23 protein-coding genes, 1 tRNA gene and 1 pseudogene are annotated in these 23,740 nt (G+C 40.8%); 20 read left to right on the forward strand and 5 right to left on the reverse strand.

Translation table 11 applies throughout. The features are described from left to right. Positions 1–380 precede the first annotated feature (380 nt). From BHF69_RS12015 to BHF69_RS12060, 10 genes are all read left to right on the forward strand, one after another. Positions 381–1,925: an L-lactate permease gene (locus BHF69_RS12015; protein ID WP_075671976.1), complete on the forward strand. Its 1,545-nt coding sequence runs from the start codon at positions 381–383 to the stop codon at positions 1,923–1,925. A gap of 65 nt (positions 1,926–1,990) precedes the next feature. Next, positions 1,991–3,403 carry an FAD-binding oxidoreductase gene (locus BHF69_RS12020; protein WP_075671978.1) on the forward strand — a complete coding sequence of 471 codons (1,413 nt, stop codon included), beginning with the start codon at positions 1,991–1,993 and terminating at the stop codon, positions 3,401–3,403. Between the two features lie 91 nt (positions 3,404–3,494). Then, on the forward strand, positions 3,495–4,298 hold the full coding sequence (locus BHF69_RS12025; protein WP_075671980.1) for an electron transfer flavoprotein subunit beta/FixA family protein: 804 nt from the start codon (positions 3,495–3,497) through the stop codon (positions 4,296–4,298). 16 nt (positions 4,299–4,314) lie between these two features. Further along, positions 4,315–5,322, forward strand: coding sequence for an electron transfer flavoprotein subunit alpha/FixB family protein (locus BHF69_RS12030; protein WP_075671982.1), 1,008 nt, complete (start codon positions 4,315–4,317; stop codon positions 5,320–5,322). Positions 5,323–5,374: 52 nt separating this feature from the next. Further along, a complete protein-coding gene (locus BHF69_RS12035) occupies positions 5,375–6,517 on the forward strand; it encodes an acyl-CoA dehydrogenase (RefSeq protein WP_075671984.1) in 1,143 nt (380 codons plus the stop codon). A 36-nt stretch (positions 6,518–6,553) separates the two neighbouring features. Further along, on the forward strand, positions 6,554–7,843 hold the full coding sequence (gene larA, locus BHF69_RS12040) for a nickel-dependent lactate racemase (protein ID WP_075671986.1): 1,290 nt from the start codon (positions 6,554–6,556) through the stop codon (positions 7,841–7,843). A gap of 186 nt (positions 7,844–8,029) precedes the next feature. After that, positions 8,030–8,743 carry a FadR/GntR family transcriptional regulator gene (locus BHF69_RS12045; protein WP_075671988.1) on the forward strand — a complete coding sequence of 238 codons (714 nt, stop codon included), beginning with the start codon at positions 8,030–8,032 and terminating at the stop codon, positions 8,741–8,743. Between the two features lie 110 nt (positions 8,744–8,853). Beyond that, positions 8,854–9,423: an aminoacyl-tRNA hydrolase gene (gene pth, locus BHF69_RS12050; protein WP_075671990.1), complete on the forward strand. Its 570-nt coding sequence runs from the start codon at positions 8,854–8,856 to the stop codon at positions 9,421–9,423. Between the two features lie 24 nt (positions 9,424–9,447). Beyond that, positions 9,448–12,966 (forward strand): transcription-repair coupling factor, encoded by a 3,519-nt coding sequence (gene mfd / locus BHF69_RS12055; RefSeq protein ID WP_075671992.1) that lies wholly within the window; start codon positions 9,448–9,450, stop codon positions 12,964–12,966. Positions 12,967–13,042: 76 nt separating this feature from the next. After that, a complete protein-coding gene (locus tag BHF69_RS12060; protein ID WP_075671994.1) occupies positions 13,043–14,095 on the forward strand; it encodes a peptidyl-prolyl cis-trans isomerase in 1,053 nt (350 codons plus the stop codon). 218 nt (positions 14,096–14,313) lie between these two features. Here BHF69_RS12060 and BHF69_RS14210 read toward each other — a convergent pair whose 3' ends face one another. Next, on the reverse strand, positions 14,314–14,475 hold the full coding sequence (locus BHF69_RS14210; RefSeq protein WP_158022583.1) for a hypothetical protein: 162 nt from the start codon (positions 14,473–14,475) through the stop codon (positions 14,314–14,316). A gap of 342 nt (positions 14,476–14,817) precedes the next feature. On the opposite strand from BHF69_RS14210, the pseudogene BHF69_RS12065 reads away from it, so the two are divergent. Next, positions 14,818–14,916, forward strand: a pseudogene (locus tag BHF69_RS12065) (3,4-dihydroxy-2-butanone-4-phosphate synthase); the annotation flags it as partial. Here BHF69_RS12065 and BHF69_RS14490 read toward each other — a convergent pair. From BHF69_RS14490 to BHF69_RS12085, 4 genes are all read right to left on the reverse strand, one after another. Next, positions 14,914–15,837 (reverse strand): CPBP family intramembrane glutamic endopeptidase, encoded by a 924-nt coding sequence (locus BHF69_RS14490; protein WP_075671996.1) that lies wholly within the window; start codon positions 15,835–15,837, stop codon positions 14,914–14,916. The pseudogene BHF69_RS12065 and the gene BHF69_RS14490 overlap by 3 nt on opposite strands. 98 nt (positions 15,838–15,935) lie before the next feature. Further along, positions 15,936–16,523: a class I SAM-dependent methyltransferase gene (locus BHF69_RS12075; RefSeq protein ID WP_075671998.1), complete on the reverse strand. Its 588-nt coding sequence runs from the start codon at positions 16,521–16,523 to the stop codon at positions 15,936–15,938. 89 nt (positions 16,524–16,612) lie between these two features. Next, positions 16,613–17,449 (reverse strand): CvfB family protein, encoded by an 837-nt coding sequence (locus BHF69_RS12080; protein ID WP_075672000.1) that lies wholly within the window; start codon positions 17,447–17,449, stop codon positions 16,613–16,615. A gap of 8 nt (positions 17,450–17,457) precedes the next feature. Continuing rightward, positions 17,458–18,171: an acyl-[acyl-carrier-protein] thioesterase gene (locus BHF69_RS12085; protein WP_075672002.1), complete on the reverse strand. Its 714-nt coding sequence runs from the start codon at positions 18,169–18,171 to the stop codon at positions 17,458–17,460. Positions 18,172–18,349: 178 nt separating this feature from the next. Here BHF69_RS12085 and mazG point away from each other — a divergent pair, with 178 nt between their 5' ends. From mazG to tilS, 9 genes are all read left to right on the forward strand, one after another. Then, a complete protein-coding gene (mazG, locus tag BHF69_RS12090) occupies positions 18,350–19,030 on the forward strand; it encodes a nucleoside triphosphate pyrophosphohydrolase (protein WP_075672004.1) in 681 nt (226 codons plus the stop codon). 130 nt (positions 19,031–19,160) lie between these two features. Continuing rightward, positions 19,161–19,436 (forward strand): HU family DNA-binding protein, encoded by a 276-nt coding sequence (locus BHF69_RS12095; protein WP_075672006.1) that lies wholly within the window; start codon positions 19,161–19,163, stop codon positions 19,434–19,436. 82 nt (positions 19,437–19,518) lie between these two features. Beyond that, positions 19,519–19,758 (forward strand): RNA-binding S4 domain-containing protein, encoded by a 240-nt coding sequence (locus BHF69_RS12100; protein WP_075672008.1) that lies wholly within the window; start codon positions 19,519–19,521, stop codon positions 19,756–19,758. A 52-nt stretch (positions 19,759–19,810) separates the two neighbouring features. Next, the gene (gene yabP, locus BHF69_RS12105) at positions 19,811–20,077 is read left to right on the forward strand and encodes a sporulation protein YabP (RefSeq protein WP_075672010.1); all 267 of its coding nucleotides are present in this window, start codon (positions 19,811–19,813) and stop codon (positions 20,075–20,077) included. Beyond that, complete coding sequence (yabQ, locus tag BHF69_RS12110) at positions 20,077–20,433, forward strand: spore cortex biosynthesis protein YabQ (RefSeq protein WP_075672012.1); 357 nt, start codon at positions 20,077–20,079, stop codon at positions 20,431–20,433. Before yabP ends, yabQ begins: the two co-directional genes overlap by 1 nt. A gap of 4 nt (positions 20,434–20,437) precedes the next feature. Then, positions 20,438–20,758: an FtsB family cell division protein gene (locus BHF69_RS12115; RefSeq protein WP_075672014.1), complete on the forward strand. Its 321-nt coding sequence runs from the start codon at positions 20,438–20,440 to the stop codon at positions 20,756–20,758. A 53-nt stretch (positions 20,759–20,811) separates the two neighbouring features. Continuing rightward, positions 20,812–20,885 (forward strand) — tRNA-Met (locus tag BHF69_RS12120). Positions 20,886–21,014: 129 nt separating this feature from the next. Beyond that, on the forward strand, positions 21,015–22,361 hold the full coding sequence (locus BHF69_RS12125; RefSeq protein WP_075672016.1) for a SpoIIE family protein phosphatase: 1,347 nt from the start codon (positions 21,015–21,017) through the stop codon (positions 22,359–22,361). Between the two features lie 9 nt (positions 22,362–22,370). Continuing rightward, positions 22,371–23,738, forward strand: coding sequence for a tRNA lysidine(34) synthetase TilS (gene tilS, locus BHF69_RS12130; RefSeq protein ID WP_075672018.1), 1,368 nt, complete (start codon positions 22,371–22,373; stop codon positions 23,736–23,738). The last annotated feature ends 2 nt before the right edge of the window (positions 23,739–23,740 follow it).

Here is a 23,740-nt window from a genome sequence, read left to right on the forward strand (position 1 = left end):
AATTAATGTAAATCCAGGATTTTGTAGACTGTATACAATTGGGTGGCCCAATTTTTAAGAATGTTAAAAAGCCAATAAGCGTATATTTGGTTGCTTTTTATAAAAACAGGACAGAAAGTTGTTAAAATCGATAAAAATCAAATAAAAAGCTTGAAATTTTTAGATATTATGGTACAATTAAAACATAAACAAATTGGCTCACCCAATAGATAGGGAATTTTAAAGATGATAGTAAAAAACTTGTAAGAGATGACGTGGGAAGGTGCATCTTTAAAAATCGCCCTAATTGGTTGGACCAAAAAAATATTAGGTCCTAATTGGTTGGATCAAAAAGTTAAGCCCAATTGGTTGGACCAAAATTAGAAAAGGGGGAACTTATTGTGCTATTCTTAAAATTCATACTTGCGATGCTGCCGATTATATGGCTGATTGTAGCGTTGAGCGGATTAAAAATGGCAGGTCATAAAGCATGTGTTATTGCTTTAGTGATTACGATCGTATTAGCAGTCGGTTACTGGAAATTAAATTTCATATGGACTATGACTGCAGCATTAGAAGGAATTCTAAATGCATTATGGCCGATCTGCCTGGTAATCGTTGCCGCACTTTTCACCTATAATCTTACGTTAAAGACGGGTGCCATGGATTTAATCAAACAGATGCTTGCTGGTGTTTCATGTGACAAGAGAGTGCTGGCGCTTCTGATTGGTTGGGGATTCGGAAACTTCATGGAAGGTATGGCTGGATTTGGGACAGCTGTTGCGATTCCGGCATCCATGTTGGCAGGAATTGGACTGGATCCAATGAGTGCGGTTGTAGGATGCCTCGTAGTGAATTCAACACCGACAGCATTTGGTTCTGTAGGTGTTCCAACCGTAACACTTGGATCAGTAACCGGACTTGATGCGATTCCACTTGCAGGAAGTGTTGCATTGATTCAATGCATTCTTACATTTCTTTCACCATTCCTAATGGTTTGTATCTGTGGAAAAGGAATCAAAGCCCTAAAGGGAATGATTCCGACAACATTGGTGGCAGCATTATCCTTTACCGTGCCTTGGTTCATAGCAGCACAGGTAATGGGACCAGAACTCCCAGACATCATCGGTTCTATTTGCTCAATGGTATGTATTATTATAGCAGCGAAAATCTTTAACAAAAATCCAGATTCAGAATATTCTATTCAGGTTTCTGAGAAGAAAGAAAAGACTGGTATAGCGCTTGGTGAAGGCGTAAAGGCATGGAGTCCATTCATCTTGATCTTCATCCTTTTGATGATTACATCAACCTTATGTCCACCAATTCATGATGCAATTGCAGGTATTAAGAGCCAGATTGTCGTTTATGCAGGTGAAGGTGGAAACACATTAGGATTTAGCTGGGTGAATACACCGGGAATTATGATCTTTATTGCAGCGATCATTGGCGGATTCGTTCAGGGGGCTAAAGTTGGCGAGATGGTCACAGTACTGTTAGAAACATTGAAGAAATATTGGAAAACAATCCTCACAATTTGTTCTGTTATGGCAACGGCCAAAATTATGGGATATAGCGGAATGATTTCTGATATCGCACAATTGTTAGTAGTAGTGACTGGGTCCTTCTATCCACTGTTTGCACCATTGATTGGAGCGATTGGAGCATTTGTAACAGGATCAGGAACCTCTACCTGCGTTCTTTTCGGAGGACTGCAGAGTCAGACGGCGGTATCCTTAGGTTTGAATCCATCCTGGATGGCAGCAGCGAACGTCATGGGCGCTGGAATTGGAAAGATGATCTGCCCACAGGGGATTGCAATCGGAGCTGGAGCGATCAATGCGGTTGGTTCTGAAAGCAAGATTTTAAGTGCAGTATTTAAGTATTGCCTATTGTACGTAGTAGTCGGAGGTATCATTTGTTATGTTGGCTCTTTGATGGGCTTATAGACAAAGATACTTATAGTAAAAGAAAAAATAATAACTGAAATATATTATTTTAAGGAGGTAACGAAATGTATAATCAATTAACTGCTGAAATTATTGAACAAATCAAGGCTGTTTCTGATCATGTTTTTGTAGGAGAAGAAATCAATCCTGATTACGCAAAAGATGAGATGCCTATCTATGGTACAAAAATGCCAGAGTTAGCTGTACAGCCACGCTCTACAGAAGAGGTAGCTGCAGTTATGAAGATCTGTTATGACAATAATATCCCTGTTACACCACGTGGAGCTGGTACAGGACTTGCTGGTGGAGCAGTACCATTATATGGCGGTGTTTTGATTGATATTTCCAAGATGAATAAGATTAAATCTTACGATATGGAAAACTTTGTTGTAGAAATTGAAGCTGGTGTGTTACTGAATGACTTAGCAGAGGACTGCTTATCACAGGGAATGTTATATCCACCAGATCCAGGTGAAAAGTTCGCATGTGTTGGTGGTAATGTTGCTACAAATGCAGGTGGTATGAGAGCTGTAAAATATGGTGCAACCCGTGATTATGTAAGAGCTATGACAGTTGTACTTCCAACTGGTGAAATCACTCATTTAGGAGCAACCGTTTCCAAGACATCATCCGGTTATTCTTTATTAAACTTAATGATCGGCTCTGAAGGAACATTGGGAATCATTACAGAATTAACATTAAAGATTATTCCAGCACCAAAAGCAGTTGCATCCTTAATCATTCCGTTTGAAGACCTGAATACAGCATTATCTACTGTACCAAAATTTAAGATGGCACATATGGATCCACAGGCTATCGAATTCATGGAACGCGAAATCGTTCTTGCATCTGAAAGATATATTGGAAAATCTGTATTTCCTCAGGAATTAGAAGGACAGCAGATCGGAGCTTATCTGTTAGTAACATTAGATGGCAATTCTGAAGATGAAGTAGATGCACTGATCGAACAGGCAGCTGAATTAGTATTAGAAGCAGGTGCTATGGATGTTCTTGTAGCAGATACTCCAGCGAAGATCAAAGATGCATGGGCAGCTCGTTCTTCCTTCCTGGAAGCTATCATGGAAGAAACAAAACTGTTAGATGAATGTGACGTAGTTGTACCAGTTAATAAGATTGCAGATTATCTGGATTTTGTTAATAAGACTGGTGAAGAATGTGATCTGATCATCAAATCCTTCGGACATGCTGGTGACGGTAACTTACATATCTATCAGTGCTCCAATGATTTAACAGAAGAAGAATTCAAGAAACGTGTAGATAAGTTCTTTGACATTATCTACAAGGAAGCAACAGATGTTGGCGGACTTGTTTCTGGTGAACATGGAATCGGTTCTGGTAAAGTAAAATACTTAGTTGACTCTGTAGGAGATACCAATATGGCTCTTATGGAAGGTATCAAACGTGTATTTGACCCTAAGATGATCTTAAACCCAGGTAAAGTTTGCTATCGCTTATAAATCTTATCATTAAGTGTATCTAATAATGTCAGGCGGCATTTTTAGACCGCCTGACATATATATAAACTGAAAAATAATAGGAGGAACTATAATGAATATTTGTGTTTGTATCAAACAGGTCCCTGACACTAACGAAATCAAGGTAGATCCAGTTACACATACTTTGGTTCGTGCTGGGGTTCCTAGTATTGTAAACCCTTTTGACACTTATGCACAAGAAGTTGGTGTACGTTTAAAGGAAAAACTCGGAGGAAAAGTGGTTGTTATTTCCATGGGACCACCACAGGCAAAAGAAGCATTAAAATCTTGTCTTGCAGTAGGAGCAGATGCAGCTTATCTGATTTCCGGAAGAAAATTCGGTGGATCTGATACATTAGCAACAAGCTACATTCTTTCTGAAGCAATCAAAGCAGTAGAAGAAAAAGAAGGATTGAAATTTGATTTGATCCTTTGTGGTAAACAGGCAGTGGATGGAGATACTGCTCAGGTTGGTCCTGAAATCGCAGAACATCTTGATCTTCCACAGATTACATATGCATTAGACATTATTGAAGAAGATGGCGAAATTCAGGTAAAACGTGAATGTGAAGCTGGATATGACATGATCGCTACAAAATTACCAGCAGTTGTAACAGTTGTTAAATTACCTTATGAACCTAGATATCCAACTATCAAGAGCAAAATGGCTGCTAAGAAAAAAGAAATTCCAGTATTATCAGAAGAAGATATTCCATCTATCGATCTTGCTTGCTGTGGTTTAAAAGGTTCACCTACAAAGGTTAAGAAGACCTATACACCTGTAAGAGAAAAGAATGGTGTGAAATTAGCAGGTATGCCTGCAGAAGAAGCAGCAGAACAAGTAGTTAAGCTCATTTATGATGCTAAAATTCTGTAAGAGGAGGACGTGAAATATGTGTAATCTGACTGATTATAAGAATATGTGGGTTTTTATTGAAACCGAATGCGGAAAAGCAAAAAATGTTGGATATGAATTATTAAATGTAGCAAAACCTTTGGCTGAAGAAAAAGGTTGTGAACTGGTTGCAGTAGTAATCGGTAAAGACATCGAAGGTGTAGCAAAAGATGCCATTGCTTATGGCGCAGATTCTGCAATCATCGTAGACGGACCAGAATATGAATACTATACAACAGATGCTTTTGCAAATGCAATGGTAGCATTAGTTGAAAAATACAAACCAGAAACATTAATGATTGGTGCAACAAATAATGGCCGTGATATGGGACCTAGAGTATCCTGTCGTTTAAAAACTGGTTTAACAGCTGACTGTACAGAAATTGCAATTGATGAAGAAACAGGTAATATTGCATGGACACGTCCAACCTTTGGTGGAAACTTAATGGCTACGATTATGTGTCCAGAAAACCGCCCACAGATGGGTACGGTTCGTCCAGGTGTATTTAAAAAAGGTGCTTATGATGAAGCTCGCACAGGAGAAATCATCAAAGAAGATATCCACACAGCTCCAGAAGATATCCGTACACGCTTAGTAGAACGTGTTCAGGAAGTTGCAGAATCTATCAACTTAGAAGAAGCTGAAATTATCGTATCTGGTGGACGTGGAGTTGGATCTGCAGAAAACTTTGCATTGTTACAGGAATTAGCAGATGTATTAGGTGCTACTGTAGGATGCAGCCGTGCAGTTGTAGATGCCGGATGGATGCCTCATGCACATCAGGTTGGACAGTCTGGTAAGACTGTTGCTCCTAAATTATACTTTGCAATCGGTATTTCTGGTGCAATCCAGCACGTAGCTGGTATTTCCGGATCTGATACGATCGTTGCTGTCAATAAGGATGCAGATGCTCCTATCTTTGATGTAGCAGATTATGGTATCGTTGGAAACTTAAATGAAGTTGTTCCTGCATTAACAGCTGCATTTAAAGCACAGAAAAATTAATTGATTAGGAAGATAAGCTTTGTAGAGAACTCTCAATCAAGGAGGTTGAATTATGAATTTTAGACAAGATGAAGAACATAAAGAGATATTGGAAATGGTACATGATTTTGCAGTAAACGAAGTAAAACCTTTGGCTGCTGAAATCGATCAGACAGAAGAATTCCCAACAAAAAATGTTGAGATGATGGCTGAAATGGGATTATTAGGAATTCCATTCCCAGAAGAATATGGCGGATCAGGACTTGATACATTAGCTTATATTCAGACTGTAGAAGAATTAAGTAAATACTGTGCTACTACAGGAGTTATCGTTTCTGCCCATACATCATTATGTTGTACTCCTATTTATCAGTTTGGTACAGAAGAACAGAAACAGAAATATTTACCAAAATTATGTTCTGGTGAATGGCTTGGTGCATTCGCTTTAACAGAGCCTAATGCAGGAACAGATGCTGCTGGACAGCAGACAGTTGCAGTTGATGCCGGTGACCACTGGGTATTAAACGGATCTAAGATCTTCATCACAAATGCTGGTGCAGCTGACGTATTCTTCGTATTAGCAATGACAGACAAATCTCAGGGAACAAGAGGAATCTCTGCATTTATCGTAGAAAAAGGATTCGAAGGATTCTCTATTGGTAAACATGAAGATAAGATGGGTATCCGTGCTTCTTCTACTTGTGAATTGATTTTTGAAGATTGTATCGTTCCAAAAGAAAACTTAGTTGGAGAATTAGGTAAAGGATTTAAATATGCAATGATGACTCTGGATGGCGGACGTATTGGTGTTGCTGCTCAGGCATTAGGTATTGCAGAAGGGGCAATTGAAGAGACAGTAAAATACGTTCAGGAACGTAAACAGTTCGGACGTCGTATTTCTCAGTTCCAGAATACACAGTTTGAGTTAGCTCAGATGAAGGCAAATACAGAAGCTGCAAAACTTCTTGTATATCAGGCAGCGTGTGCAAAAGATGATCATGAACCATTTACACATAAAGCAGCTATGGCTAAATTAGTAGCAGCTCGTAACGCATCTGATGTTACTCGCCGTTGCTTACAGTTATATGGTGGATATGGATATACAAAAGATTATCCAATCGAAAGAATGATGCGTGATGCAAAAATTACTGAAATTTATGAAGGAACTTCTGAAGTACAGATGATGGTTATCTCTGGATGGATGGGAGTAAAATAAAACGATAGTCTCAAGTATAGGGGAGGCGAACATTTTATGAATATGAAACTACCATTTTCCACAACGGGAATGACATTGACATTGGATGATGATCTGGATTATGAAATTCTTGAATCCGCAATTGCATCAATGCCAAAAAGTGAAAAAAGTGAAGATGAATTAGTGCTTGAAGCAATGGCAAATCCCATTGGATCACCAAAGCTTTCAGAGCTTGCAAAAGGGAAAAAGGACGTTGTGATCATATGTTCCGATCATACACGACCAGTCCCTAGTAAACATATTATTCCATTTATGTTAAAAGAAATCAGAGAAGGAAATCCGGATGCGGATATTACCCTTCTGATTGCTACTGGATTCCATCGCGAAACAACGAGAGAAGAGCTGGTTCATAAATTTGGAGAAGAGATTGTAGATTCTGAAAAAATTGTTATCCATGACAGTCGTGATATGGATGCGATGGCTAATATCGGAGTGTTGCCATCAGGTGCTCCACTGCTGATCAATAAGATTGCTGCCAAAGCAGATCTGCTGGTTAGTGAGGGATTTATTGAAACTCACTTTTTCGCTGGTTTCTCTGGAGGACGTAAGAGTATCCTTCCAGGAGTATCCAGCCAGGTAACAGTATTAGGAAATCATTGCGCTAAATTCATTGATTCTCCTTACAGCCGGACAGGAATTTTGGAAAATAACCCAATTCACAAAGACATGGTTGCTGCAAGCAAGATGGCAAATCAGGCTTATATTGTGAATGTAGTTATTGATGCAGATAAGAAGGTTGTTCATGCTGTAGCTGGGGATGCTACGGAAGCACATGTAGCTGGATGTGAATTCCTTCAGAAATATTGCCAGGTTGTTCCGAAAAAGGCAGCTGACATTGCAATTTCTACCAATGGTGGATATCCTTTGGATCAGAATATGTATCAGTCTGTAAAGGGAATGACTGCAGCAGAATCAGCAGCAAAAGATGGTGGTATCTTAATTATGGTCTCTAACTGTGGAGATGGACATGGTGGAGAAGGATTTTATGAAGCTCTTAGAGATTGCTCCAGCCCTGCAGAATTAATGGAAGAAATTATGAAAGTTCCTCAGGATCAGACAAAACCGGATCAGTGGGAATATCAGATTCAGAGTCGTATTCTGATGCATCATAAAGTTATTTACGTATTATGCGAAGAATATCGCAAGATGGCACAGGAAATGGGCTTTGAGGTAGCAGCTGATGTGAATGAAGCATTGGCAATGGCATTAAAGGAAACCGGAAGAGATGCTCATATCGCAGTAATTCCAGATGGGGTTTCTGTTATGGTAAAACAGCCGGAAGCTTAATACAATAAGATATTATAACGGTTATTTAGGAGCTGTTGCGAAAGAAAGTGAAAGAATTTTACTTCTGAAGCACAGCTCCTTTGTTGTGGTTTTTTTGCTACATCTTTCTTGAAATAAAAGATGGGATAGCGTATAATAATCCATATTGTATACAGTGAATGATGATTAAGATTTGAGGGAGAATCTATGGAAGCTTCAAAATTAAACCAAAAAACATATCAATATGTGTTTGAGTATTTTTCTGAACAGATCCTATCAGGGAAATTGAAACTGAACGATCGGATCCCTCCGGAAAGAGATATTGCTGAGAAATTGGGAGTCAGCAGGAATTCTGTCCGGGAGGTTATGCATATGCTGGAGATCACAGGTTTGATTGAATGCTTGCAAGGCAGTGGCAATTATGTAAGGTGTCATCCGGAAGAGTATATGATGAAGTCTATTCATATGGTGATGTCTCTGCTAAAAATCGATTATACAGAAATCTTTCATATTCGATGTGGATATGAATATACAGCTCTGAAATTAGCAATGGAAGTGGCGACAGAAGAGGAATTAGAAAGGCTGCATGAGGTTTTGGTGCAGATGGATCAGCCGATGGGTGTAAAGGAAAGTGCGAAATTGGATGTAAAATTCCATGATATTTTAACGGAGGCTTCTCATAATCGCATGTTGATTTTGTACACCTCTATGATTGGTGATCTTTCTGATCAGTTTATTCACAATCTGCGTGCCAGAATACTGGTGGATAAGCGTCGTGCAGAATTGTTGCGAAAATCCCATTGGGAAATCTATCATGCATTGCTGGAGAAAGATTATGCTGCTGGAAGAGCGGCTATGGAGAAGCATTTTGAAATTGTCGAGGAACAGGTTATTAAAATAGAAGGAAAAATGGAAGAATAATAAGAAAAACGTGGGAGACTCAAGTTGCAGTTTTCCCACGTTTTGTGTTATCTTATAATAGCTTGAAAATTGGTTTTAGGAAAAGAAAGAGGATCAGAAAGGAGATTGCTATGAAAGTAATTGTAGGTTTGGGAAATCCGGATCCAAAATATCATGGAACCAGACATAATATTGGATTTCAGACGATAGATTATTTATCAGATAAATATGGTATTTCTGTAGATATGAAGAAGCACAAAGGCTTGATTGGAAAGGGTATTATTGAGGGACAAAAGGTGCTTCTGGTGAAGCCTATGACATACATGAATCTTAGTGGGGAATGTTTAAGACAGGTCATGGATTATTATAAATTAGAGCCAGAAGACTTTATTGTAATCTTCGATGATGTCAGCCTGGATGTTGGACAGCTTCGGATTCGAAAAAAAGGAAGTGCAGGTGGGCATAATGGGATTAAGAGTATCATTTCCCATTTAGGAAGTATGGAATTCCCAAGAATTAAGATCGGGGTCGGAGAAAAGCCAAAGGGATATGATCTGGCGGATTATGTATTGGGACATTTTACGAAGGATGAGTTGGCAGTTTATGATGAATGTATGCCGGAGATTGCTGGTGCGGTAGAACTGATGGTCTGGGATGAGATCGATAAAGCGATGAACCAGTATAATAAAAAGGTAAAATAATGTTGCAATAAAGGGGGAAGCAAAATGCAGACAATCATGAATCCTTTAAAGGAATATCAGGAATATGTGAATGTAAAACAGGCATTGAAGAGCAGGCAGCCCCAGGTAGCGGTAAGTGGCTGTATCGATGGGCAGAAATGTCATCTGATACATGGATTAAGTCAGGAACACAAGAATACGGTCATCATTACCTATAGTGAGCAAAAGGCCCGTGAGCTGGCGGAAGAGTATCGGTTTTATCGAAAAGAGACCTGTTATTTTCCAGCTAAGGATTTGCTTTTTTATAATGTAGATATTCATGGAAATATGATTGAGCGGGAACGTCTGGCGGTACTTCGGAAGTTGATGGAGGGCGTGCCGATTACAGTTATAGTTACAGTCGATGGACTGATGGATCGATTGATTCCATTGGAGGAATTAAAGAGCAAGCGGATATATCTTACGGCCGGAGAACGTATGGACGTCGATGAGATGGCGGGAAAGCTGGTGGAATTGGGATATGAGAAAACTGGTTTTGTCGAAAATCCGGGAGAATTTGCCATTCGTGGAGGAATCTTTGACATCTATCCAATTACGGAGGACTGCCCATACCGCATCGAGCTATGGGATGATGAGGTTGATTCTATCCGAAGCTTTGATGTGGAAAGTCAGCGTTCCATTGAAAATATGGATGAGGTATGGATTTATCCAGCAACAGAAGTTCTGCTATCAAAGAAAGTAATACAAAAGGGGCTGCAAAAGATTGAAAAAGAGCAAAAGGAATATGCAGGTATTCTGAAAAAGGACATGAAGACAGAACAGTATGCCAGAAGTTGTAGAGAACTGGAGCGAGTACGGGAAGAACTTTGTGAATTGGGAACATTGATAGGCGCAGATGCATATCTGCCTTATTTTTATGAAGAAACGGTCTCATTTTTGAGTTATTTTTCCGGAGAAGATACTTTATATGTGATGGATGAGCCTAATCGGGTAGAAGAGCGGGCATATGCATTTACCAATGAATTTCAGGAAAGCATGAAATCCCGTCTGGAGGGAGGCTATATTCTTCCTAGCCAGACCCAAAGAATCTATACCTTTGGAGATGTGATATCATGGCTGAATCAGGAACCAACGGTTTATATGAGTATGCTGATTCAGAAATATTCCTTTGCATCGGTGAAAAAGCAGTTTTGCCTGGATGTAAAATCCATCCAGCCCTATAATAATAGCTTTGAACAGCTGGTCAAGGATTTGAAGGCTTATAAGAAAAAGAAATATCGAATTCTGGTTTTATCTCCATCCAGCACGAGAGCAAAAAGATTTGCCGGGGAAATCCGTGATGCAGGCCTGGAAGCGGCATATCATGAACAGCTGGATAAGGATCTGATGGATGGAGAAATCATGGTGTCTGCAGGAAAACTGAAGAATGGATTTGAATATCCTGCACTTCGGTTTGTGGTTATATCGGAGAGCGATGTGTTCCAGATGAAGAAGCAAAAGAAGCGAAAGAATAAGAAGCTTCCAAATGGAATGCGGATCAAGAGTTTTGCGGATATTTCCATTGGGGATTATGTGGTACATGAGAATCATGGAGTTGGAATATACCGCGGTATTGAAAAAATCGAAGTAGATAAAGTGGAAAAGGATTATATTGATATTGAGTACAAAGGAGGCAGTCATCTCTTTATGCTGGCGTCTCAGTTAGATTTGATTCAAAAGTACGCCAGTGCCAATTCCAAAAAGCCAAAGATGAATAAATTAGGCGGCAATGAGTGGAGCAGTACGAAAAAGAAGGTTAAGGGCAAGGTCAACGCCATTGCTAAGGATCTGGTAGAGCTTTATGCCATCCGGCAGTCAGAAAAAGGGTTTGCCTGTGATCCGGATACGATCTGGCAGACGGAATTTGAGGAGCTATTTCCTTATGATGAAACAGAAGATCAGTTAAATGCCATCGAGGATACGAAACGGGATATGGAAAGTGATAAGATCATGGACCGTCTGATCTGTGGAGATGTGGGATACGGAAAGACAGAGGTCGCCATCCGTGCGGCATTTAAGGCGGTGACCAATAGCAAACAGGTGGTTTATCTGGTCCCCACCACGATTCTTGCTCAGCAGCATTACAATTCTTTTGTGGAACGTATGAAGGATTATCCGATTCGCATTGAGATGATGTCTCGGTTCCGGACACCTGCACAGCAAAAAAAGACGATAGAGGGCTTAAAAAAAGGCAGTGTTGATATTGTAGTAGGAACGCATCGAGTATTGTCTAAGGATATAGAGTTTAAGGATCTGGGACTTTTGATCATTGATGAAGAACAGAGATTTGGAGTGGCCCATAAGGAAAAGATCAAAAAATTGCGTAAGAATGTGGATGTACTTTCTCTATCTGCTACGCCAATTCCAAGGACTCTTCATATGAGTCTGATCGGGATTCGGGATATGAGCGTCTTAGAGGAGCCACCAGTAGACCGGAGGGCAATTCAGACTTATGTTATGGAGTTTAATGAAGAAATGATCAGAGAGGCCATCCTAAGGGAATTAAATCGGGGTGGTCAGGTCTATTATGTATACAATCGAGTAAATAATATTGAAGAGATTGCGGCTATGATACGAAAACTGGTGCCGGAAGCTGTGGTGGAATATGCCCACGGGCAGATGAGCGAGCGAGCATTGGAGAGTAAAATGTTCCAGTTCATGAATGGAGAAATAGATGTGCTGGTATCTACGACGATTATCGAAACCGGACTGGATATTTCCAACGTGAATACGATGATCATCCATGATGCCAATCGGTTGGGATTATCGCAGCTCTATCAGCTGAGAGGACGCGTTGGGCGTTCGAACCGGACAGCATATGCATTTTTAATGTACAAAAGAGACACCATGCTGAAGGAGACAGCAGAAAAAAGACTGCAGGCAATTCGGGAATTTACAGACTTGGGATCTGGATTTAAGATCGCTATGAGGGATTTGGAAATCCGTGGTGCAGGAAATCTGCTTGGAGAAGCGCAGTCTGGTCATATGGAAGCCGTGGGTTATGACTTATACTGTAAGATGCTCAATGATGCGGTGCTTCGGTTAAAGGGAGAGGTCAAAGACGAGGAAGAATTTGAAACGGTAGTAGATCTTCCTATGAATGCATTTATTCCTGCCAGCTATGTGAAAAATGAATTCCAGAAGCTGGAGCTGTATAAGCGTATTTCAGAAATTTCCTCAGAAGAAGATTATGAAGAGATGGCAGATGAATTGATCGACCGGTTTGGGGATATGCCAAACTCGGTTACTAATCTCCTTACGATAGCCTTACTAAAAGCCGATGCCCATAGGGCATATCTGCTTGGCGTGGAGCAAAAAGGAGATGTGGTATATTTTAAAATGTATCACAAGGCAAAGGTGGATGTAGATCGAATTCCAGAGCTGTTGGAACGGTATCGCAATATTATGAAATTTAAGGTGGAGGAAAATCCTATCTTTTGTCTGAATTTGTCAAAAAAGAAAAAGAAAGAGCAGCTGCCATTGATTCGCCAGATTGTATCCGAGATAAATGGTTTGATAGAGTAGATGTTTTGTAGTATAGTAATAGCATATGAAAAACGGAAAGAGAGTACAGACCAAAGAGAGAAAATGGAGGTTTAACATGAAGAAGTTAAAGAAACTGGCAGCAGTTTTATTAGCTGGTGTTATGATGTGTACGGCACTTACGGGATGTAGTATTGGAAATACAGCGTTTAAATACGGCGACATTAAGGTAAGTATGCCAGAGGCGGTGTTGTATGCACAGGTGCAGCAGTGTGTTGCTGAGAATCAATATGGATCTTATTTTGGTGAGAATATGTGGAGCTCCAAGATACAGGAGGGAGTGACCATGGAGGAATCTGTGAAGAAAGACACCATTGACCAGATTAAGATCGTGAAGATATTTGCTGCACATGCAGATGACTATAAGGTATCGCTGACAGAGGATGAGAAAAAAGCGGTAGAAGAGCAGGCCAAAGCATTTGCAGAAGGAGAGATTGGAAAGAAAGCTATGGAAAAAGCAGGTGCGGATGAAGAACTGGTTTCTGCTATGTATGAAGAAAATGCCATAGCGAATAAGGTGCAGCAGGCCATTATCGATAAAGTAGATACGAAGGTAACGGATGAGGAAGCAAAGGTATCTACCGTATATAAGCTGGTGTTTGCGATCAAGAAAACAGATGCCGATGGAAAAGAAGTTACACTTTCAAAAGCGGAACAGAAGAAGCAGGAGACAAAGGCAAAGAAGGCTTATCGAGCTCTGAAAAAGGGAGCGGATATTACAGCGCTGGCACAGCAGTATGATATTACAGATGGAGCGGAAGAAAGCTTTTCTGCAGGCAAGTCTTTGGGTGGAGAAACATTTGAAAAAGCAGTAGACAAGCTTAAGAAGGGTGAGTTTACTCCTGTTATTAAAGATGACGAAGGATATGTGATTGCCAAACTGACAACAGATATGGATGAGAAAAAGACGAAAGAAAACAAAGAGACGGTATTACAGGAACGTCAAAATCAGGCGGTGAAGGATCAGTATAATAAGTGGACAAAGGATCTGGAAAAAGATTGGGATTATGAGAAAGATGTCAATAAGAAGTACAGAGAAGACCTTACATTTACGTTTGGTGAGTTTACTTCTACTGAAAGCTCCACGACGGCTACTACAACAGAAAAATAGAATGAGGAACATCCTTGAGGGAATCAGAGTTTATAAGACTCTGAGCATTCAATCAAGGGTGTTTTTTTACATCTGATATATTTTTGTGGGATACAATAAATATGGGTTTTGTGACTAAGTGAAGAAGAAAATTTCTCCTCCTGCGCCTAGGATGCCAGAACGTAAGAACAACCAAAGCTGTCTGGATTTACCCCCGAGCCAAACCCTAATCCGCTCCGCTAGTCGGGCTTGGCATGGCACAAGACGAACTGCCTTTCTTTTTTCCATAACAGTTGGAAAGGTAAGTAAACTTCCCTACCAACTGTCCTATGGAAAACAGTCATCTTCGATGCCTGAAGCAGTTCTGGTGATAGAATCCAGCCAACAGGTTGTTCTAACATTCCGCATATGTCGCTTTCGGAGAAGTTTTCTTCTTTGCCACACTTCGTTTCTCCACACGAATATGGGAGAAGCTAATATGCTACAAAGAACGAAACCATTCCGGTAAAGCAATCTGCGAAGGAGCTTACATGTTTTCTCAGGCAGAAAATCTTTGGCAAAAGCGATGCTTTTGCCCGTCCATAAGGACAAATGGCCGGAAGCTTGCTTACATAGCCATTTGTCCCTGGACGGGAGATAAGATTTTCGTCTGTCCTAGTGTAGAACAAGAGAAAACATGTATCAGATTTGGAAGCTCCGTAGCCTGATTGCTGATCGGAATGATTTCGTTCTCACTTACTATCCCAGAGGATTTTCGCAGACCAGGACATATGTTTCCTTTATTGGCTAAGAAGAATGGTGTTTTAGAGCGAAATGGACATACCGAAGCAACGGTGGATCTATGACAAAACCTCCATCAGTACACACATAATCAGACAGATGGCCACAAAGACATAAAAGGCAATTCCAGTCAGCTTGTAATTTGGGCGTTCTTTATACGCCTGACGTTCTTTCCAGGATTTGATTTCTTCCCAGTTACCATTTAGAGAGGCAATCTTTCGGAAAGCAAGAGAAGCAAGAAAGCATCCGATGGTAGCAATTGGCAGCATTACGGCAATACTTCCAAGGGTCTCAGTAACGGTCAAAGTTGAATTTGCGGATTCCTGTGCCAGCTGGGGAAGGACATTAGACAGTTTCTGTTCTACCCATACCATACACACGGAAGTGGCATTAAAGGTAAAATGCATCAGTATAGGCATAAACAGGCTTCCAGAGGCTTCCAACAAGAGGGATAGGAAGATTCCAAGCACAAAAGCATAGGAAAACTGATTAAAGTTCATATGCATCAATCCAAAACACAGAGAAGAAAATAAAATGGCCTTGATCGGGCGCTGGTTTCGATATTGTCCGTAGATAAGACCTCGGAAGGTGAATTCCTCCAGACAGGCTGGCAGGATTGCCATGGAGAACAGTGCATAGAGGAATCCATCTGAAGCAATAAGCTGGGTCAGTGCGCCATCGATATGATTGGCTGCAAAGAGCATACTGATCATATTAACGATGGAGATCAATGGCCATAGACAATAGGTCATTAGGATGGTCAGTGGGATACTGAGAGGGTGGAAACCAGTAATCTTAACGGAAGACAGGACAGGCTGCCTGCTAATAAGAAGGTAGAGGATTCCAAGTACCAGGGGCAAAAATTTTGTCATTCCTTCAGCAATATTTTCTGCAAAAAGAAAAGGACCAAACAAGCCGATGATCAGGTATAGAATCAAATAAAGGATTAGAAAATAATTGATTTTATGTGGATTTTTTTTCATGTGAACACTCCTTATATTTTATGGTTTCGTTGGAGAAGGCTCCGACTTCTATAGATGTAAAAATGAAAAAGGCTATTCATACGAATAGCCTCATATAATTAATTCTTCTTTTGGATCAGAAGATTCAGCCATTGCTGCTGATCGCTTTTTCCACGAACATCGTCGGTGGTCCATAAATCTTTAATCTCAAATTCCGGAAATTTCTCCATGATCTTTTTCAATTCTTTTTTGGAATATTCAGCAAAATAGCGCTGATTGATCAGACCTTCAAAGTCTCCTTTGTGAACGGACATATAGAAAATGCCGCCGGGATTCAGTGCCTTGGAGATCTTCTTCAACACTTCAGGCAGTTCTTCCTTCTCCAAATGGACAAGAGAGGCGCAGGCCCAAATGCCGTCAAAAACTTCTTCGAAATCCAAATCTTCATATTGCATATGTAACACGTCCAAATCCGTATGGATGCTGGCAAGAGAACACATCTCTTCAGAACCGTCCAGAGCAGTCACATCATAGCCCATATTCAAAAAGGTCAGACTATCACGTCCTGATCCGCAGCCCAGATCCAGAACAGAGGCACCTTCTTCCAGGTAAGAAGTAAAAGGCTCTATTAAGTGTGTTACATCAAGGTTTACTGTATTCTCAAAATAAATGCTTGCGTATTGATTATAATACTCATTCGAGTCCAAAGTCGAACTCCTCCTTTAAATAAAATAAATAATGTTCATATTATAACATATATTATCCAGAAAACAATAAAAATAAACGAAACGAATTCTTAAATCTTGCGGATTCCGCGAGGGGTAATTTCGATGCGTCCTTGCTTCAATAATCGCCCTACACCTCGTTTAAAGGCGTTTTTGCTTAAGCCTAATTCTCGCTGGATGACGGCTGGATTTGCCTTATCGGTAAAAGGCAAAACGCCATCGTAGCTTTCAATTGTCTCCATGATCAGCTGGCAGTCGGCATCCATCTGCAGATAAGCCTTTTCGCGGAGGCTTAAGTCCAGTTTGCCATCTTCTCTGACACGAACGACCCGGGCGTTTACCTGGTCGCCAATATAGAGTTTCTTATGAAGCTCCTTCATAGGGATCATACCGTGATATTTGTCATCAACAGCTACAAATGCCCCTAAATTTTCATTCATATCATAGATTCTTCCAGTGACATGATCGTCTTTTTTGTATGGGCTGTCTGAAGATAAGATGCTGTAGATCTTCATAGAGGCGCAAAGACGCTGGCTCTTGTCTACATATAGAGTTACCAGATATTTTTTTCCTTCGCGTACGGTCTGTGTCTGCTCTTTAAATGGCAGGAACAGGTCTTTCTCCAGTCCCCAGTTCATAAAAGCACCGATGGAAGATAAAGAAACGACTTCTAATTCTGCCAGTTCCCCCAAAGTCAGTTTTGGTGAATTGGTTGTTGCGATCAGTCGGTCTTCGGAATCCTTGTATACGAATACATCGATGGCATCCCCCATCTGCATTTCTCGAGGAACCTGTTTCTTAGGCAGGAGAATGGAATCCTCTCTTTTTCCAGGTTCATCATTTAAGTAAACGCCGAAGGACGCTCGTTTCACCATATAGAGTGTTTGAATTTTACCTAATTCTATCATGCTAGCTCCTATTCTTTTTCATTAAATTCTACAATAACATAAGGAATGCCTTCTTCGTTACACAGGCAGACGGTGCAGCTGTGTTCAGAGAAAGAAATCCTTGGATATATTATGTCGTGCAGGACGGCAGCATGTTTATATTCTGCTCGAACCTGTCCGATTACAAAACCTTCCGGCAGGTATTCTTCCGCCAGGTCAATGTATTGTGCGTTATTGACGTGATGATTTGTGTCAATATGTGTCTTCATAATCTGGAAACAGTCGGATTCTTTATATTCCTTTGGAACTCGGATTTTGCGGGGAGCATATGCCATAGGAATCCGTGGCTCTATTCCGTAGACTTCCATATCCTCCTGGTCTGCTTTTACCGGAGCGAGTGTCTGTGTATCGGTATATACCCAGATGGAATTGGCATAAGCGATGCGGCAGCCATTGGAGTCCTGAATATCGAAATTACGATATCCATAGATGCCTTTCCAGTCATAGGCCCATGTTCCTACAGAGATTTCTTCTCCAAAAGAAGGATAACGATCCACGATGATCTGCCATCCCAAAAGCAACCATGCCCGATGCTTTGTTTCTAAATAGTGAAAGCCAAGACCGATATCTTCTGATTGGAATGTGGAGCAATCCTGAAAATATTTGACAATCTGTGCAATATTTACTTTTTCATCGGCGGCGATCTCACTATAGCGCACCCGTTGTTTGATTCTGTATTCCATAAATAAATATCCGTCCTTTCTTTTTTATCGGGAGAATGTATTCCAGACGAAGCTATTATAAACTATTACAGCATTTTTTTCTAGAGAAAACTAAGAGTTTCCTGTTTTTCGACTTTGTTCTTGAAATAGACGATAATATATGATAAAAAGACAGTAACAGAAAGGACGGTTTGATAAGATGTATACATTTGAAGATTTATTGGAGATCACAAAACGCTTAAGAGCAAAGGATGGATGTCCATGGGACCGGGTGCAAACCCATGAAAGTCTGAGAGGCTGTATGATCGAGGAGGCCTATGAGGTAGTAGAGGCCATTGACTGCAAGGATGATGAGAATTTGAAAGAGGAACTGGGGGATGTGCTTCTTCAGGTGACGATGCATTCAGAAATCGCTTCTGAAGAGCAACGTTTTTCCATAGAGGATGTGATAAATGACATTTCCGAAAAGCTGATTCGCAGACACCCGCATGTATTCGGGACCACAGAGGTTAATTCAGTGGATGGAGTGTTGAAGAACTGGGAGGAAATCAAGCAGACGGAGAAGAAGGAAGCAACACCGTGGGATGGATTGAAAAGAATACCGCTCTCTCTTCCGGCATGTCTGAGGGCACAAAAGATTCAAAAGAAATCAGAAAAAGCAGGATATTCCTTTGGAGAGTTGCAGGAGATCAAAGGGAAGCTGTCAGAGATGTTAAGTGAAGAAAAAATGACGGAAGAACAGATGGGAGAATTTCTCTTTTTGACAGTGCTGATGGCGAAGAAAAACGGATTTGATGGTGAGAATCTACTGGCTGAATATAATAAGGATATAATAAGAAAAATACTGGAAGAAAATGGTCAGTATGATGGAAATTATTAAAAATTGTGAATTCTTCAAGTTTTCCTTGACTTTTCACTTAAAACCCTTTATAACAGATTATACAGGTCACAAAACGGCTTGTTTGGCGGGTTATGATAAACCATTCGTGTAGTAAATTAGGAGGATCATTATGAACAAGACAGAATTAGTTGCAGCAATTGCTGAAAAAACTGAATTATCTAAAAAAGACGCAGAAAAAGCAGTAAAAGCTTTTACAGATGTAGTAGCAGAAGAATTAACAAAAGGTGGTAAGATCCAGTTAGTTGGATTTGGTACTTTCGAAGTATCCGAAAGAGCTGCAAGAGAAGGAAGAAACCCTAGAACAGGTGAAGTTATGACAATTCCAGCATCTAAAACACCTAAATTTAAAGCTGGTAAAGCATTAAAAGATACTGTAAATCAATAATTTGTAAACAGTGAAAGCTGTCCAATTTTCTGGGCAGCTTTTTTTCATTACATAAGAAATTTTTGTATGAAGGGAGAGTTCTATGAGACTTGATAAATTTTTAAAAGTGTCCCGGTTGATCAAAAGAAGAACGGTTGCTAACGAAGCCTGTGATGGTGGACGTGTTATGGTAAACGGGAAAACAGCCAAAGCCAGCACAAAGGTAAAGGTTGGAGATGTATTGGAGATTCAGTTTGGAAATAAGACGGTAAAGGCAGAGATTCTTAAAATTGCAGATACGACCAAGAAGGAAGAAGCCAAAGATATGTTTCGCTATTTGTGAATAAATCCTTTTCCCACCTAATATATTAGGATATAGAAATGGAGGGAAAAGCATGGAAGGACATAAAGTAAATCTTTGGAACCGCAATAAAGGTACGATTACCGGAGTAAAAGATGTGGTTTCCTTTGATGTGGCGGAAATCATTCTGGAAACAGAACTTGGGATGCTATCCATTAAAGGAAATGATCTGCATGTAAAAAGACTTACAGTGGAAAAAGGAGAAGTGGAGATCGATGGCAATATCGATGGATTTCAATATACCGACCACAAAGAAAAGAATGTGAGTGGAGATGGCTTATTAAGCCGGCTGTTTAAGTGATGGACGAATCCATATTGGTACAGATCAGGATCTTTTTCTATGCGATTTTCTATGGAGGTCTTTTGATTGCACTTTATGATGGCTGGAGGTTTTTCTGGTACTGCTGGAGAAAACGGGGGAAGAAGAACCAGGTGACCGATATGATTTACTGGTCCCTGGCTGGAATTGCCCTTTTCCTTTTTGTAGAATGGGAAAATGAGGGAAATATCCGCGGATATCTGTTCTTAGGGTGGTTTCTGGGAATGCTATGTTATTGGAAGGTGCTGCGGCGTCTTATAAAGAGATTGTGGAATCGGATGGCAGGACGGTTGAAAAAAATCAGAAAAGCAGTTAAAATAGCAATAGAAAGAAGGTGAGAACATGGCACGAAAGAAAAATGATAAATATGCAAAATATCGTAGGAACAGCAAGGAGAAGAGAAAGAAAAATCGTCTGTTTGCCGGAATTGTGCTGGTGATTCTCGTTGTTATGATATTGATTCAGCTGGGTATGTACAGGGAAAAGCAACGGCTGGAAGCTCAGAAGAAAGAAGTTCAGCAGCAGATTTCTGAGGAAGAGGATCGTACCAAGGAGCTGGAGAAGAAGAAGGAATATATGGATTCCAACGAATATATTGAAAAGATTGCCAGAGAGAAATTTGGACTTTTTTATCCGGATGAATATATTTTGGAAGAAGAGTAAAAAAAGTGTTGACAAAGCACGAAAAGGTTGCTATAATCATATTCGTTGAGTTCGGCGATGTAGCTCAGTTGGCTAGAGCACACGGTTCATACCCGTGGTGTCGGCAGTTCGAATCTGCCCGTCGCTATTTGGATAATGAGCGGTATAGATAGAGGTCTATATCGCTTTTTCTTTTTCTAAAGTAAATTTTTTGACAAAAAAGTTCCCTCATATTTCCTATAATGAAAGCGATAGCCTTCAGGAGGGAGAGATTTTTGTGGGTGGAAGAAAAAAAGAAAAACAAATTTCGGATGAATTAACGTATAGAGTGTTGCATCAGTTGGGCAAAATGGAGCATATGTTTTCCTGGTTATCCCGCTGCTATCTGGAAGAACAGGTTTCGGTGAAGGAATGGAGAAGGGAAAAGCTACGTCTGGTGTTGGAAGAATTGGACAGAAAGTATTGTTATCGGTGCTCCAAGCGGGAAATGTGTCAGAAGAAGATTGAAAATGCCATGGAGCATAAAGGGGTTCTGGATCAGGAGGATGTGGTATCCTTCTTAACCTGTCATGGTGGTCCCGATATGATTCGGGAAGCCAATCAGCGTTATCAGGCAGGTCTACAGGAGATTATGCTGGAACAGCAGAGAATGGTACATCAGAGATTTTTTGGAAGACAGTATCAATCTGCGGCCAATATGATCAGAGAGTGTATGATGGGACTGGAAAAACAGGATCAATACGGGAAACAGGCAGATTCTTTTATAAAAAAGCAGGCAAAAAGCTCTGGTCTTGAGATTGGAGAGTGCTTCCGGAAGGAGCAGGAAGGACATCTGGAGATCATTCTGTGCTTAAGATGCAGGAAAGGTGAGAAAACAGCCAGAGAGGTAGGAAGAATCCTTTCTCAGATTCTGCGAAGGAGAATGAAGCCACAGCCAAGATGCAGATCTGTGGTAGGAGAAAGCTTTCTCTGGATGGAATTTATTGAGGAACCAAGGTTTTATGCTCTTTCTGGAGCCATGCGTACAGCTAAGCAGGGAGAGGCAGAATGTGGGGAGCAGTTTGCGATGGAGAATATCGGGGAGGACTGCTTTGTGGCAGCTATTTGTGATGGCCTGGGAACCGGAAGGCAGGCCGGACAGGAAAGTAAGAGGATCATAGAATTGTTGGAAAAGCTGCTGGAGAGTGAAATCCTTCCAGAAACAGCTGTAGAGATGGTAAGATCCTCCATGCTGTTTTCCTCCTGGCATGAACGGTATGTGACCTTGGACTGTCTTATACTGGATCTACATACGGGGATTGGAAAACTGTTGAAATTGGGAGCTGCAGAAAGCTTTATCATTCGTGGCAGGATGGTGGAAGTAATCGCAGGGGATGCCCCTCCGGTGGGGGTTTTCATAGAAGGGAAAATAGACTTTATTCGGAAAAAATTTAATGATGGTGATAAGATCATAATGGTATCGGATGGGGTTTTGGATGAATTTGGTGGGAGAGAAGCGTTTGTGCAGTTTTTGAAGCTCCAAAGGGAAAATTGTCCTCAGAAGATCTGCAATCTGATTATGGAGAAAGTCTCAAATCAAAAGGATGACTGTACGGCTCTTGCAATTGGAATTTGGAATAAGTAAAATAATACTATGGATAAGATTAAAAATTATATAAAAAGGCATAATTTAATAAACAAAGAAGATAAAATTGTCATTGGATTTTCTGGTGGACCGGACTCTTTGTATTTGATGTTGGTTTTACTAGAATTGCGACAGGAGTTTTCCTTATCGTTGGCAGCGGTCTACATCAATCATCAGCTGCTTGTGGAGGCGTCTCGGCATGAAGCGTTTGCCAGAAGGTTTTGTGAGGAACATGGGGTTCCTTTTTATTGTTATCGCAAAGATATTGCTTCCTATGCGGCAAAAGAACGGTTGTCGATAGAGGAAGCAGGAAGAAAGTTTCGGTATGCTACATTTTATCATGTTTTGGAGAAACTGCATTATGACAGCATCGCAGTGGCGCATCATCGAAATGACCTGGCAGAGACAGTCCTTTACCGTATGGCAAGGGGGACGGGATGGAAAGGGATGGCAGGCATCCGCCCAAAGCAGAACCGGATTCTTCGTCCGTTGTTATGTATGACCAAGGAGGAGATTCTAAAGGAGCTTATGAAAAGGCAGCAGACCTATAATGTGGATCCTTCCAATGAGGATACGGTCTATGCCAGAAACCAGATTCGCCACAAGGTCATTCCGGAATTGTCCAGAGTCAATGGGCAGGTAACAGAGCATATAGCGGATCTGGCAGAGCAAATGGAAGAGCTGGGCGTGTATCTGACGGATCAGATTCAGGGGGCATGGAGTTCCTGTGTCATATGTGATGGTGACAAAAGAAGGATATGTATGGAATCGTGCAGGAAGCTTCCTGTTTTTTTGCAGAAGGAAGTATTAAAACGGGCATTAGCAGAGGTGGCAGGAAGTGAAAGAGATTTAAAGAGAATCCATGTAGAGCAGCTGCTTAAGCTGATGGAAGCACAGAGTGGACGGGAGATGGATTTCCCTTATCAGATCAGGGCAGTGCGGCAATATGATGAATTGGTCATCGGAAAGAGGGAAGAACCCCGTGAGGAAGCATCCATCCGCCTTCAGGAAGGCAGCCAATGGATCGGATTTGCCGGCGGATGGATGAAGGTGGAGATTTTTCCAAAGAAAGATGAAGAGTTTTCGGAAAAAATGTATACGAAAACATTTGACTATGATAAAATTAGAAATCATGCAGTGGTAAGAACCTGGCAACAGGACGACTATTTTGTAATGAACGATAAGGGACAGAGAAAGAAGCTGAATCGATATTTTATCGATCAGAAAATCCCAAAGGATCAGAGAAAGAAAATTCCTCTTGTGGCGGATGAAGATCATATTATATGGATCATCGGCGGAAGAATCAGTGGGGAATATAAGGTGACTGGTGCAACGAAATGGGTGCTGCAATTAACATGGACACGAATGGAGGAATGAGT

Source organism: Anaerostipes sp. 992a, assembly GCF_001940245.1.
Lineage (GTDB): Bacteria > Bacillota > Clostridia > Lachnospirales > Lachnospiraceae > Fimousia.